Genomic DNA, 13,080 nt, shown 5'->3' with positions numbered 1-13,080 from the left:
ACCCATGGATTTTCAGGTATTACTGTTAACAATCGGCGTTTCATTTATTCTGGCGGTGATTGCCGCACCGCTTCTGATTCCGCTGCTGCGCAGAATGAAATTCGGGCAGCAGGTCAGAGAGGATGGACCTCAGAGCCATCTGAAAAAAAGCGGGACACCAACGATGGGCGGAGTTGTAATTTTACTTGCCTTCACTTTGGCTTTTCTTAAATTCTCTGCGGTCAAGAACACCGACTTTTATGTGCTGCTTGTCGCAACGCTGGGATTTGGACTCATTGGTTTTCTGGATGACTATATCAAAATTGTATTCAAGCGTTCGCTTGGACTTACAGCCAGACAAAAAATGCTGGGACAGCTGCTCTTCAGTGCGCTGATGTGTTATTTGCTTATTCAAAATGGACACAGCACCGCGATTTCCATTCCCGGAACCTCGGTTTCATTTGACTGGACAGGATGGTTTTATTATCCGTTTGTTGTATTTATGATGCTTGCCATTACGAATGCGGTGAACTTCACGGACGGACTTGATGGTTTGCTTTCTGGAGTCAGTGCGATTGCGTTTGGAGCCTTTGCTATTGTGGCGATGCAGGCAACGTCAATGCCAGCCGCCGTGTGTGCAGCTGCGATGATTGGAGCTGTTCTTGGTTTCCTGGTTTACAATGCACATCCAGCCAAGGTTTTTATGGGCGATACGGGCTCACTCGGAATCGGGGGAGCAATCGGCGCGATTGCTATTGTTACGAAGACAGAGCTTCTCTTCCTCGTCATTGGAGGTATTTTTGTTATTGAGGTTCTCTCTGTCGTGATCCAGGTCATATCTTTCAAGACTCGTGGCAAACGTGTATTCAAAATGAGCCCCATTCATCATCATTTCGAGCTGAGTGGCTGGTCAGAATGGCGGGTTGTCATTACCTTTTGGGCGGTAGGTGCGATTTTGGCCGCTCTTGGACTTTATCTCAACAAGGGGTTGTAAACTATGAACCATCCAGAAACCTATCGCGGACAGCAAGTGGTTGTGCTTGGACTTGCGAAGAGCGGTGTACAAGTTGCCAAAGTGCTGCATCGTGCCGGGGCAATCGTTACGGTAAATGACAAAAAAGAAAGAGAACAGTGTCCCGAAGCTTCCGAACTGGAGGCTTTGGGAATTTCTGTTGTATGCGGCGGACACCCGAATGACCTCATTCATGATCAGGTGAAGCTGGTTGTGAAAAACCCGGGCATTCCTTACCATGCCGCTCCCGTGCAGCAAGCACTGGAATTAGGTATTGAAGTGGTGACAGAGGTAGAAGTGGCGTACCACCTCTGTGCAGCACCCATGATTGGCATTACAGGCTCTAACGGAAAAACAACAACAACCACCTGGGTAGGCAATATGCTGGAGCAAGCAGGTCTGAACCCTATTGTTGCCGGCAATATTGGCACTCCACTCTGTGAGGCGGCTGAGCAGGCTACGTCCGATCACTGGATGGTGGTGGAACTAAGCAGCTTCCAGCTGAAAGGCACCGTTGAGTTTCGTCCGCGCATTGCTGCGCTGCTTAACGTGGCAGAGACTCATCTGGATTACCATGGAGATATGGAGGATTATGTCGCTTCCAAAGCAAAGCTCTTTACGAACCAGCAAGCAGATGATGTTGCTGTTTTGAATTGGGATGATGCGGTCTGCCGCGGGCTGGTTCCTTATATCAAAAGCAAATTGATCCCGTTCTCGCTGACGGAACGACTTGAGACGGGGGCATATGCTGATCCGCCATATGTGGATGATCAGGAGGATGATGTGAAACGTCAGGTGGTCTATGCAGATGACCAGGGCAACAAGCATATCATCATGGACATAGAGAACATTGGCCTTCCCGGGCGCTTTAATGTAGGCAACGCACTTGCTGCTGTAGCAATCGCCGTTGCGGCTGGTGCTGATCCTGCACAGCTGGCTGTCCCTCTTGCTGAGTTCAAAGGCGTTGAGCATCGACTTGAGTATGTGCTGGAGCACAACGGCTCGGCGTATTATAACAATTCGAAAGCAACCAATTCCAAGGCTACGGTGATGGCACTGAATTCCTTTAAGAAGCCGGTTGTGCTCATTGCGGGCGGCCTGGATCGCGGCTCGGATATGATGGAGCTGCTGCCAGTGTTCGAAGATCGTGTCAAAGCGGTCGTGCTGCTGGGTGAGAATCGGGCCAAAATTGCCAAAGTCGCGGAGCTTGCCGGACTAAAGCAAATTAAGGTCGTCGATAATGAGGAGGACGCTGCCCGTACATTAACGGTTGCCGTTCAGGAAGCAGCAAGGCTTGCTGCACCGGGTGATGTTGTTTTGCTGTCACCTGCATGTGCGAGCTGGGACATGTTTGCTTCCTATGAAGAACGGGGACGCATTTTTAAACAAGCGGCGCATAACTTGTAAGTAGGGGGGTGGAAAAGCCCCTACTTCCATGCAAGGGGTGGCCTCCTGATGAAACAGACGCGACCGGCGCCGGACATTTGGCTCCTGATTTGTATTTTGGCTTTGCTTGCCATCGGCATCATCATGGTATACAGTGCAGGTTCGGTGCTTGCTTTTCGCAACTATGGCGATTCATTCTATTTTGTGAAAAGACAGATTTTGTTCGCCGTACTGGGACTGGCAGCGATGTTTGTAACAACGAATGTGGATTACAGGGTATGGAGGAAATATGCCAAGCCCATTTTAATTGTTTGTTTTATTATGCTCATTGCCGTGTTAATCCCGGGGATTGGTGTCGTTCGTGGAGGTGCACGGAGCTGGCTGGGCATCGGGTCTTTCGGTATTCAGCCCTCCGAGTTTATGAAACTGGGCATGATCCTGTTTCTTGCCCACTGGCTGAGCAAAGATCCTGGCAAGATTCAGACCTTTACAACGGGGCTGCTGCCTCCCTTGGGGCTCATGGGGGTCGCCTTTGGCATCATTATGCTGCAGCCGGATTTAGGGACAGGCACTGTAATGATGGGAGCCTCCATGCTTATCATTTTTACAACGGGTGCACGCATGAAACATCTGGCTTTGCTTGCATTAGGGGGAGTGGCAGGCTTTGCGGCATTGATCGCGGCTGCGCCTTACCGTTTGCAGCGAATTACTGCATTTCTGGACCCGTGGTCCGATCCGCTTGGGGCAGGGTATCAGATCATTCAGTCACTCTACGCCATCGGTCCGGGTGGACTGGCAGGTCTCGGTCTGGGCATGAGCCGGCAGAAGTACAGTTATGTCCCTGAGCCGCAGACGGACTTTATTTTTAGCATTTTGGCAGAAGAGCTTGGTTTCATTGGTGGAATAATCGTTTTATTATTGTTTCTGGTACTGGTGTGGAGAGGCATGCGTGTAGCGATGACCGTTCCAGATGCCTTTGGCAGTCTGCTGGGCGTGGGCATTATCGGCATGGTTGCCGTGCAGGTCATTATTAATATCGGTGTCGTGATTGGACTGATGCCTGTTACTGGCATTACACTGCCGCTGATTAGCTACGGTGGATCATCCTTAACGCTTATGCTCACGGCACTAGGCATATTATTGAATTTATCCCGTTATGCGAGGTGACTTATACGATGCGAGTCGTTCTTAGCGGCGGCGGTACGGGGGGGCATATCTATCCGGCCGTTGCCATAGCAAGACAATGCGAGGCGGAGAACCCGGACTCGACATTTCTATACATTGGCGGGACGCGCGGTCTGGAGAGCAAACTTGTTCCCCAGGAGGACATTCCGTTCAAGTCTATTGATATTACAGGCTTTCGCCGTAAGTTGTCACTTGAAAATGTGAAAACAATTATGCGTTTCGTTCAAGGGGTACGCAAGTCCAAAAAAATGCTGAAGGAATTCAAGCCGGATGTTGTCATTGGTACAGGCGGATATGTTTGCGGACCTGTAGTGTATGCGGCAGCGAAGCTTGGAATTCCATCTGTAATTCATGAACAAAATGCAATTCCAGGTCTGACCAATAAGTTCTTGATGCGTTATGTGGACACCGTTGCGGTCAGCTTTGAAGGCTCTGAAAAATCATTCTCGGGTGCTAAAAAGGTTATTTATACCGGCAACCCGCGGGCAACAACGGTTGCTCAGGCCAGTCGGGATCGAGGCTTCGCGACACTCGGCGTGCCGATGGACAGCAGGGTTGTGCTTGTTGTTGGCGGCAGCCGGGGAGCCAAAGCCATTAATCAGGCGATGATCGAGATGGCACCTCTGCTGGAACAGTTGCATGATGTACATGTGGTTTACGTTACAGGAGAGACCTATTTCGATGAAACCCGTGAAGCGATTCGCAGCTCTCTTGGAACAATGCCTAATCATCTGCATGTGCTTCCTTATGTGCATAACATGCCTGAAGTGCTGGCCTGCACCTCGCTGATTGTCAATCGGGCGGGAGCTTCATTTCTGGCAGAAATTACGTCACTTGGTATTCCGTCCATTCTGATTCCTTCGCCAAACGTGACGAACAATCATCAGGAAGCTAATGCTCGTACCCTCGAAAAGGGTGGGGCATCGCTCACTATGCTGGAGAGAGATCTCACAGGCCAAGCGCTGTATGAAGCAATCGCAGGTATTATGAACGATGAATCGGGGCGTAAACAGATGGCAGAGGCCTCGCGAAAATTAGGTAAACCGGATGCCGCTGAAGTGCTTGTGAACGAGATCAAACGTCTTGCTTCACGGCGGTAATGTGCGTTAGTGGGCGATTGTCACACACCAGGCGGGACTGACATAAGATACCGTATAAATCGTGACAATCGTTCCATGATACCGCAGCACAGCATTCAAGCCGCAGAAAACGCATGTTGAGGTGAAGAGTTTGGAGCCAGGCCTCAAGGTGTGATATTCCGGTATTGTTCGGTGGAGCTGTAGGAGGGATTGCAGGTGCTCATGGATCGGATGTGTCACGGATATTTCAATTCGCTGGGATTGTACTGGAGTTGATCCAGGTCAAGCGACAGCAGAGGACGTCTTCACCCTTATGCAGCCTATTCAGAGCACGATATCATCTCATAACGGTATGAAGGTATATTCCTGGTACCGTATGTCTTCGCAGTGGGTGAGCGTAAACCCCGGAGGTGATACATTGGACAAATTGGTGATTGAAGGCGGGAGACCCCTATCAGGAACCATACGCATCCATGGAGCAAAAAATGCCGCTTTACCGATTATGGCCGCAAGTTTGCTCGCAGACGGTGAAATTACGCTGCACAACGTTCCACACTTGCTGGACATCGAAGTAATGCTGTATATCCTGGAACGGCTTGGATGCACGTGTCGGCATGAACAGGGAACCGTGACGATTAATACGTCGCAGATTCGGTCACATGATGTGCCAGAAGATCTGATGAAACAGATGCGCTCCTCCATTTTTCTAATGGGGCCATTGCTGGCAAGATTCGGGAAGGTTTCCGTATATCAGCCCGGTGGCTGCGCGATTGGAGAACGGAAAATTGATCTTCACCTTCGTGGTCTGGAAGCTCTGGGAGCACGGATTGAAGAGCAGGATCAGCAAATCATCTGTCATGGCGCTCATCTGACAGGTGCGGATATTCATCTGGATTTTCCAAGTGTGGGAGCAACCGAGAATATTATGATGGCTGCTGTGCTGGCTGAGGGGACAACGACGATATTCAATGCAGCGAGAGAGCCAGAGATCCAGGATTTACAGCACTTTCTGAATGCAATGGGTGCACGTATTATGGGGGCAGGGACCGACACAATTACGATCAGTGGTGTTAAGAAGCTGCAGCCATGCACCTATGAGATCATTCCTGATCGAATTGTGGCCGGCACGGTTATGATCGCTGCTGCTGCAACCCGAGGTAATGTTACGCTCACACAGTGCAATCCGTCACATCTTACTTCACTTATACATGTGTTGAAGCGCACTGGTGTTCAAATCACAGTCTGCAATGATATAATGACTGTGAGTTGCATGACTCGCCCTAAATCGGTGGATCGTATCGTGACTTCTCCGTACCCTTCTTTCCCCACCGATCTGCAATCACAGATTATGGTGCTGCTCAGTTTGGCAGACGGGTTTAGCGTGATGAAAGAAACGGTATTTGAAGGCCGGTTCAAACATGTGGATGAGTTGAACGTCATGGGAGCTGATATTTCGGTGGATCTGAACGCAGCATTTATCCGTGGAGTTCCGAGGTTGTATGGCGCTACCGTAGAAGCAACAGACCTCCGTGCAGGTGCTGCTCTGGTTATTGCAGGACTGGCGGCTCAAGGTAAGACCGTTGTGGAGCAAGTGCACCACATTGACAGGGGATATGATCGGATCGAAAAGTTATTTCAGAGTCTTGGAGCCTCGGTGGAGAGACAGTCAACTGTTTCGAAACAGTTGGATTTTGCCAATTAACGTCCTTGGCGTCCCCTTCTTGAAAGGGAGGGGGACCTGAGGCTTTGTGGAGCGTTATTATGCCTAAAAGTCAAATTCCGGTTCTCAAGGAGAATCGCCCAAAAAGAAACACAAGCCGAAAAGTTGTAGTTATCCTGTTATTATTATTTATTGTATTACTGGCAGTATTATTCTTTCGTTCTTCGATGAGTCGCATATCAGCCATCGAAATTACGGGTAATGTATATACGGCGACTTCGGAGCTACTGGATAAAAGCGGTTTGAAAGAAGGCGACCAGTTTTTTGGAACAACCGCCTCTGAAATCATCGAACGTCTCAAAACGATTAAAGCTGTTTCAACCGTTACAGTGGACAAGCAGTTTCCCGGAACGATTCATATCAAGGTTCAGGAATATCCCACAGTCGCTTATGAACTCGACTCCAGCGGTGCATTGAAAGCAATCCTGTCCAGTGGGACAAGCCTGAATGTGCCACCAACGATTGGCGTTGCAGTTGAGAAGCCGATTCTGACGCAATGGAAGCCGAATGATCCGCTCAAAGCAAAACTAAGTCAGGCGCTGGCTCAAATTCCGAACGAGCTGACGACAGACATTTCTGAGATTATTCCAAACCCGACACCTTCATTTCCGGATCAGATTCGCATGTACACCAAATCGCAGTTTGAAGTGATTACAACAATATCGTTGTTAACGGATAAAGTGGAATATTTGAATCAGGTGATTGAAACAGAGCGGCCGGGCAAAATTACGATGCTTGAGGCAGATACGTATGTGCCGTTCATTCCCGATGATGGAGAGAATGACGCAGAACCAGGAACAAAGCCCTGAGCATTTGCCTGCCTTCCTTTGTGCAATACGTAAAAGTGTAGGCGGGATAAGACTTTGGGCCCGGTTGATGTGTTAAACTTGTTCTTTCTGAGATCAAGAAAAAATGGTACACTTGAGCTTATGGCACCTGAAATGCCTCCTTCTTTTTTCTTCAAGGTTTTATGTTACGCAACCAGAACTTGGCATCCAAAAAAATTGTAGAAAAAAGAGGGAAAGTCTAAAGTGTGTTGAATATGTTTTAATGAGTGTTTGAACCCGAACGTAATTTATTATTGAAGTCAGGAGGTGCCACAGACTTGAGCAACAATGACATCATTGTTAGTTTGGACATCGGTACATCCAAAATTCGCGCTATTATTGGGGAAATTAATAATGGAACCTTTAATATTATTGGAGTTGGATCTGCCGACTCGGAAGGAATTCGCAAAGGTGTAATCGTAGATATCGATCAGACGGTGCAGTCGATCCGCAATGCAGTGGATCATGCTGAACGTATGGTAGGTATTCAAATATCCGAAGTATATGTTGGAATCTCAGGGAATCATATCGGGCTGATGAGCAGTCACGGTGTGGTGGCAGTATCGAACGAGGATCGTGAGATCGGAGAAGAAGACATGGAACGGGTGTTGAAAGCAGCCGAGGTCATTGCGGTTCCGCCGGAACGGGAAATTATCGATGTTGTCGCCAAGCAGTATGTTGTAGACGGCTTGGAGGGCATACAGGACCCGCGGGGTATGATTGGTGTTCGTCTCGAGGTTGAAGCGACCATCATTACGGGTGCAAAAACCGCGATACATAATCTTTTGCGCTGCGTGGAAAAAGCGGGACTAAAAGTGAGTGATCTCGTTCTCATGTCACTAGGGGCTGGCCAGCTGGCTTTGTCCAAGGATGAGAAAACGATGGGATCGGTACTCGTGGATATCGGAGCCGGTGCAACAACCATCGCGATCTTTGAAGAGAACAGCATGGTTGCAACTTCAACTTTGCCAATCGGCGGGGAATTTGTAACGAATGATATTGCCTATGGCTTACGTACCCTGACGGATCAGGCGGAGAAAGTAAAGTTGAAATACGGCTGCGCCTGGCTCGATGATGCTGCTGCAGATGTGATGTTTAAAGTTACCCGCATTGGCAGCAATGTAGACAAGGAGTTTTCACAAGAGGATCTGGCGGCTATTATTGAACCAAGGGTTCAGGAGATATTTCAGATGATCGGTCAAGAAGTGAAACGCCTTGGTTACAACGAGCTGCCTGGAGGTTATATACTTACGGGTGGGACGGTCTCCATGCCGGGTGTACTGCAAGTAGCACAGCATGAGCTTGCTGCATCGGTACGGGTTGCTGTTCCGGATTACATTGGTGTGCGTGATCCTGGATATACCAGCGGTGTTGGCATTTTGCACAATGTTATTCGCGGTTTGCGCATCAGGCCCTCGAGTAGCAACGGCGGTAACAACAATAACACCAATAACAAAAAACCGACGAACCGTCCGAAGCCGAATACGGCACAGGAATCGGAACAAAAACCCGGTCTGTTCGAACGACTGAAGAATATGTTCAGTGAATTTATATAACAGGTTGGATCCATTTCATACATTCTTGAAGCCGTCTGAATGCGCTGGTACTAAAATAAACGCTTTCGTTCGTCGATATATGAAATTGATTCGGTTCAAATCAAAAATTGGACGGGCCATCCATGCACATTGAGGGGGAGATGGAATAATATGTTGGAATTTGATTTTGAGATGGAGAGCTTGGCTCAGATTAAGGTCATCGGGGTAGGCGGCGGCGGAAGCAACGCGGTTAACCGAATGATTGAAGGTGGAGTACAAGGTGTTGAATTTATTACAGTGAATACGGATGCTCAGGCTTTACACCTGGCAAAATCCGAGCATAAATTGCAAATCGGTGATAAATTAACCCGTGGTCTTGGCGCTGGTGCCAACCCGGAAGTAGGTAAAAAAGCAGCGGAAGAGTCCCGAGAGCTGATCATGAACACTCTCAAAGGGGCGGACATGGTATTTGTTACAGCAGGTATGGGCGGCGGTACAGGTACCGGGGCAGCTCCAGTCATCGCTGAAATTGCCAAGGAGTGCGGTGCACTTACGGTAGGTGTCGTAACACGTCCCTTCACTTTTGAAGGCCGCAAGCGTTCCACCCACGCAGAACAAGGGATTGAAGCACTCAAGGAAAAAGTGGACACGCTGATTGTGATTCCGAATGATCGTTTGCTTGAGATTGTTGACAAAAAGACGCCGATGCTGGAAGCCTTCCGTCAAGCGGATAATGTACTGCGTCAAGCCGTACAAGGTATCTCCGATCTTATCAAGGTGCCGGGTCTGATCAACCTTGACTTTGCAGACGTCAAAACGATCATGCATGAGCGCGGCTCTGCCCTGATGGGAATTGGTGAGGCAACTGGCGAGAATCGTGCAGCTGAAGCGGCACGCAAAGCTATTATGAGTCCGTTGCTGGAGACCTCCATTGAAGGCGCGCGCGGTGTCATCATGAACATTACAGGTGGTATTAACCTGTCTCTGTATGAAGTCAATGAAGCAGCTGAGATCGTCACTTCGGCTTCCGATCCGGAAGTGAATATGATCTTTGGTGCGATTATTGACGAAGATCTGAAAGAGGAGATCAAGGTTACGGTCATCGCTACCGGATTCGAAGATAAACCAGCGGCTCCGCCAGTGCGCAAACCTGCTGCGGCAGCAGAAACAGGAGAGACCCGTTCGCCGAATCTTCGTCCATTCGGAAATCAGCCGAGCAGTGATCAGCTGGATATTCCGACATTTTTACGTAATCGTTCCCGCAACAACAATAACGAATAAATGATTGATCATTACCTGGAAACCCGGTACTGCTTCTGAAGCAGCCGGGTTTTTTGCTGTTTTTTTATATAGCGTAACATACAGGAATGAACAAATTCTGAACAAGTCGCCTGCGCATTCCGACAAAAAAAGTTGGAAACAAGCTCCCACATTTAGACAGACTTTGAACAGGAGGCTCCGTATACTTGGGAATATGCTCATGAAATATCGAGATGATAAAGCAACGGAGATAGCTACAGGTTGGATGGACCTGAGTTCGTCTAGTCGGTTGCATCTGTATTCATTACAATTTGATGCCTCTATGATCGTTGCAATCTTTTGTTTCGGTAGGTTCGATGCAGGCAGGTGAAGAGCGTGGTAGTGTATGTTGATCTGATTTTTTTGACCAATCTGATGATTGATGGAGCGCTCATTGGACTGACCGCCTGGATGCGCCAAACGAAGCTGGTCTGGTGGAGATGGCTGTTATCGGCCATTGTTGGCGCGTTATACGTGGTGATGATGTTTGTACCGCAGTTTGATTTTATGTTCACGTTTTTGATCAAGTTTGGCTTTTCTCTTGTTATGCTAAGTATTGCGTTTGGATATAAAGGGCTGCAGGCATTTACACGAACACTGGGCACATTCTACATTATCAACTTTGTCGCCGCTGGAGGTATTCTGGGTGTGCATTACATGCTGCAGAGCTCGGGAGAGCTGTTTAACGGCATCTGGTTTACAGCCTCGGGCGGCATGTCATTTGATCTGAAGATTGCGTTCTGGTTCACATTCATTATATTCTTCGCGGTCCTTTTATTATTCAAAATTGTGCAGAGTGCCAAACGGAAAACGGATCGGTTATGCACCTACCTGGGTAAGGTCGAGGTTTGCATTGATGAGAAGGTTGTGTCTTGTACAGGCCTTCTGGATACAGGCAATCAGCTGACCGATCCTTTGTCACGCATGCCAGTGATGGTCATGGAGGTTGCATTGTGGCAGGAGTGGCTGCCTGATTCCTGGAAGCACAGACTGAAGCAGGAATCACCGGATAAGCTCATTATGGAGCTGGATCAGCAGCAGTTTAAGTGGCAGGACCGACTGCGGCTGGTTCCCTACCGGGGGATTAACAAAGGAACAGCCTTTATGCTGGCCATCAAGCCGGACCGCGTAAGAGTGACGATGGAGGAAATGACTTATGAGACAACCAAGGTTTTGATTGGGCTGGATGGGGGCGTTTTGTCGTCCGATGGAAAATATCAGGCCGTGATTCATCCTGAGCTTGTGCAAGAAGCTGCTTCTGCGCAGTCTACGGCTCAATCCGCGGAAGCTACAGAAAAGCCGCTGAATGTGGTATAGGAGGAACCGACATGCTTGTGAAATGGAAACTGGCTGCTCAACTGAATTATTACCGCTTGTTATTCCTGTTTGGGCTGAAAAGTGAAGAGATTTATTACATCGGAGGAAGTGAAGCGCTCCCGCCTCCACTGACACGGGAAGAAGAGGAATATCTGCTGCAGAAGTTATCATCTGGAGATGCCGCTATTCGTGCGATGCTGATCGAGCGTAATCTGCGTCTGGTGGTGTACATTGCACGCAAATTCGAAAATACAGGCATTAATATCGAGGACCTGGTGTCAATCGGTGCGATTGGCTTGATCAAGGCCGTAAATACATTTGATCCCGAAAAGAAAATCAAGCTTGCTACTTACGCCTCACGCTGTATCGAAAACGAAATATTGATGTACTTGCGGCGTAACAGTAAAATTCGTACCGAAGTATCTTTTGACGAACCGCTGAATATTGATTGGGATGGAAACGAGCTTTTATTATCCGATGTGCTCGGTACCGAGAACGATACAATCTATCGAAATATTGAAGAACAGGTAGATCGCAAGCTGCTGCACAAGGCACTGGAGAAGCTGACGGATCGCGAGCGAATGATTATGGAGCTTCGTTTTGGCTTGACCGATGGCGAGGAGAAGACGCAGAAAGATGTGGCTGATCTGCTTGGAATCTCCCAATCCTATATCTCTCGTTTGGAAAAAAGAATCATTAAAAGGCTTCGCAAAGAGTTCAACAAAATGGTCTGATCGGGTTAAAAAGAAAGAATGGGTATTACTGGCAAGGGTGCCAACTACGAATAAAAAAGCCTGCCCCGGAGATAATGTACATTAATGTTTCTCCTTGGGAGGTAAATCACGATGACCCGAAACAAAGTCGAGATTTGTGGGGTGGACACCGCAAAACTGCCTGTTCTCACCAATATTGAAATGAGGGAATTATTTCATTCCCTTCAACAGCACCATGATCGCTCAGCAAGAGAGAAATTGGTGAATGGTAACCTGCGTCTGGTACTCAGTGTCATTCAACGTTTTAACAATCGGGGGGAGTTTGTCGATGATCTGTTCCAGGTCGGCTGCATCGGCCTGATGAAAGCCATTGATAATTTTGATTTATCCCAGAATGTCAAATTTTCAACCTATGCGGTACCGATGATTATCGGTGAGATTCGCAGATATCTGCGTGACAATAACCCGATTCGAGTATCCCGTTCTTTGCGGGACATTGCCTATAAGGCACTTCAGGTTCGGGACAGCCTGACCAATAAAAATTCACGCGAACCGACGATATTTGAAATTTCCGAGGCGCTGAACGTGCCGAAGGAAGATGTTGTTTTTGCACTCGATGCGATCCAGGACCCGGTATCCCTGTTTGAACCGATCTATCACGACGGCGGGGACCCGATCTATGTGATGGATCAGATCAGTGATGACAAAAACAAAGATGTGTCCTGGATCGAGGAGATCGCTTTGCGCGAAGCGATGCACCGACTCGGCCAGAGGGAAAAGATGATTTTGTCGATGCGCTTCTTTGAAGGAAAAACGCAAATGGAAGTTGCAGATGAAATCGGGATATCACAGGCGCAGGTTTCACGGCTTGAAAAATCAGCCATACAACAGATGCAGAAACATGTGAAGTCTTAGTATGATCGTGTGAAATAAGTAAAAGGGCGATTGATCGGATAACAATTCCATTAATCGTCCTTTTTTTGTGCATAGCCATAGCAAAATTTGCAGCTGAAGCCACTCTTTCGTTT

At 48.3% G+C, this 13,080-nt stretch carries 11 protein-coding genes and 1 pseudogene; all 12 read left to right on the top strand.

Annotation, left to right across the window (positions count from 1 at the left end; genetic code table 11):
* The first annotated feature begins 4 nt into the window (after positions 1-4).
* Positions 5-973, top strand: a complete 969-nt coding sequence (mraY, locus tag IEW26_RS03160) for a phospho-N-acetylmuramoyl-pentapeptide-transferase (protein ID WP_111271915.1) — start codon at positions 5-7, stop codon at positions 971-973.
* 3 nt (positions 974-976) lie between these two features.
* On the top strand, positions 977-2,398 hold the full coding sequence (gene murD, locus IEW26_RS03155; RefSeq protein ID WP_145404081.1) for a UDP-N-acetylmuramoyl-L-alanine--D-glutamate ligase: 1,422 nt from the start codon (positions 977-979) through the stop codon (positions 2,396-2,398).
* A 48-nt stretch (positions 2,399-2,446) separates the two neighbouring features.
* Positions 2,447-3,544 carry a stage V sporulation protein E gene (gene spoVE / locus IEW26_RS03150; protein ID WP_145404080.1) on the top strand — a complete coding sequence of 366 codons (1,098 nt, stop codon included), beginning with the start codon at positions 2,447-2,449 and terminating at the stop codon, positions 3,542-3,544.
* Between the two features lie 8 nt (positions 3,545-3,552).
* Complete coding sequence (gene murG, locus IEW26_RS03145) at positions 3,553-4,662, top strand: undecaprenyldiphospho-muramoylpentapeptide beta-N-acetylglucosaminyltransferase (protein ID WP_188591223.1); 1,110 nt, start codon at positions 3,553-3,555, stop codon at positions 4,660-4,662.
* 155 nt (positions 4,663-4,817) lie between these two features.
* Positions 4,818-4,913, top strand: a pseudogene (locus tag IEW26_RS30705) (UDP-N-acetylmuramate dehydrogenase); the annotation flags it as partial.
* A gap of 146 nt (positions 4,914-5,059) precedes the next feature.
* Positions 5,060-6,343, top strand: coding sequence for a UDP-N-acetylglucosamine 1-carboxyvinyltransferase (gene murA, locus IEW26_RS03140; RefSeq protein ID WP_111271940.1), 1,284 nt, complete (start codon positions 5,060-5,062; stop codon positions 6,341-6,343).
* Positions 6,344-6,402: 59 nt separating this feature from the next.
* Positions 6,403-7,170, top strand: a complete 768-nt coding sequence (locus IEW26_RS03135; protein ID WP_188591222.1) for a cell division protein FtsQ/DivIB — start codon at positions 6,403-6,405, stop codon at positions 7,168-7,170.
* A 296-nt stretch (positions 7,171-7,466) separates the two neighbouring features.
* Positions 7,467-8,744, top strand: a complete 1,278-nt coding sequence (gene ftsA, locus IEW26_RS03130) for a cell division protein FtsA (protein ID WP_111271919.1) — start codon at positions 7,467-7,469, stop codon at positions 8,742-8,744.
* Positions 8,745-8,894: 150 nt separating this feature from the next.
* Positions 8,895-10,004 (top strand): cell division protein FtsZ, encoded by a 1,110-nt coding sequence (gene ftsZ / locus IEW26_RS03125; RefSeq protein WP_188591221.1) that lies wholly within the window; start codon positions 8,895-8,897, stop codon positions 10,002-10,004.
* Positions 10,005-10,358: 354 nt separating this feature from the next.
* Positions 10,359-11,339 carry a sigma-E processing peptidase SpoIIGA gene (gene spoIIGA / locus IEW26_RS03120; RefSeq protein ID WP_188591220.1) on the top strand — a complete coding sequence of 327 codons (981 nt, stop codon included), beginning with the start codon at positions 10,359-10,361 and terminating at the stop codon, positions 11,337-11,339.
* An 11-nt stretch (positions 11,340-11,350) separates the two neighbouring features.
* Positions 11,351-12,073, top strand: coding sequence for an RNA polymerase sporulation sigma factor SigE (sigE, locus tag IEW26_RS03115; RefSeq protein ID WP_110898502.1), 723 nt, complete (start codon positions 11,351-11,353; stop codon positions 12,071-12,073).
* 111 nt (positions 12,074-12,184) lie between these two features.
* Positions 12,185-12,967 (top strand): RNA polymerase sporulation sigma factor SigG, encoded by a 783-nt coding sequence (gene sigG, locus IEW26_RS03110; protein WP_110898501.1) that lies wholly within the window; start codon positions 12,185-12,187, stop codon positions 12,965-12,967.
* Positions 12,968-13,080: the final 113 nt, after the last annotated feature.

The organism is Paenibacillus silvae, assembly GCF_014639235.1.
GTDB classification, from domain to species: Bacteria; Bacillota; Bacilli; order Paenibacillales; family Paenibacillaceae; genus Paenibacillus; species Paenibacillus silvae.
This window is presented reverse-complemented; position numbering and strand designations above follow the sequence as displayed.

Bases quoted from the DNA above. Each gene is read 5' to 3' on its own strand.
- mraY (WP_111271915.1), top strand. From the start codon at position 5: ATGGATTTTCAGGTATTACTGTTAACAATCGGCGTTTCATTTATTCTG.
- murD (WP_145404081.1), top strand. From the start codon at position 977: ATGAACCATCCAGAAACCTATCGCGGACAGCAAGTGGTTGTGCTTGGA.
- spoVE (WP_145404080.1), top strand. From the start codon at position 2,447: ATGAAACAGACGCGACCGGCGCCGGACATTTGGCTCCTGATTTGTATT.
- murG (WP_188591223.1), top strand. From the start codon at position 3,553: ATGCGAGTCGTTCTTAGCGGCGGCGGTACGGGGGGGCATATCTATCCG.
- IEW26_RS03135 (WP_188591222.1), top strand. From the start codon at position 6,403: ATGCCTAAAAGTCAAATTCCGGTTCTCAAGGAGAATCGCCCAAAAAGA.
- ftsZ (WP_188591221.1), top strand. From the start codon at position 8,895: ATGTTGGAATTTGATTTTGAGATGGAGAGCTTGGCTCAGATTAAGGTC.
- sigE (WP_110898502.1), top strand. From the start codon at position 11,351: ATGCTTGTGAAATGGAAACTGGCTGCTCAACTGAATTATTACCGCTTG.
- sigG (WP_110898501.1), top strand. From the start codon at position 12,185: ATGACCCGAAACAAAGTCGAGATTTGTGGGGTGGACACCGCAAAACTG.